This window comes from Halomicronema sp. CCY15110, from assembly GCF_016888165.1.
Lineage (GTDB): Bacteria > Cyanobacteriota > Cyanobacteriia > Phormidesmidales > Phormidesmidaceae > Halomicronema.
This window is the reverse complement of sequence record NZ_JACSWC010000067.1, coordinates 1-465: the sequence shown is the minus strand read 5'-3', so window position 1 is coordinate 465 and position 465 is coordinate 1. Positions and strand designations below refer to the sequence as shown.

Sequence of the window (465 nt, the reverse complement as noted above, 5' to 3'; positions counted from 1 at the left end):
CTGAAGCTCCTTGACCCCAATCATCCAGCGATCGCCCTGGTGACGCTCTCGACCGAAGAATACAGAAGGCTGAATGACGAGCAGCGGGGGCGCGTGGCCCAGCGGGAAACGCAATACCTCCACCCCGATGCGGTTGAGGCGCTGGTAAAAATTGCGGAAAACCTGCTCGATAGTGATGAATGGTCTGATGTGGGGGCAGGCTTGGCGGTACTGATCGGTCGCCGCATCAGTGAAATCCTGCTCTCGAAGTTTTCCCTCAAGTCGCCCTGGAGCCTGAACTTTTCTCAAATGGCGAAGAAGGCCGACGATGTTAACATCACCCTCGAAATTCCCACGCTGGCCCCAGCAGCAAAGGTGCTAGCAGCAATCAAAAAGCTGCAATCAGGATTGGCGATCGCCGATCTGAAACAGCGAGGGGTCTCGTCCCGGCAGCTCAAGCAGGTTGTGAACCATCGCTACAGCCTC

The 465-nt window shown here is 56.6% G+C and carries 1 protein-coding gene; it reads left to right on the top strand.

Going from position 1 to position 465, the window contains the following annotated elements:
- Nucleotides 1-465, top strand: a 465-nt coding sequence (locus JUK32_RS00675) for a protelomerase family protein (RefSeq protein WP_239112177.1), incomplete at both ends; no start/stop codon positions are given.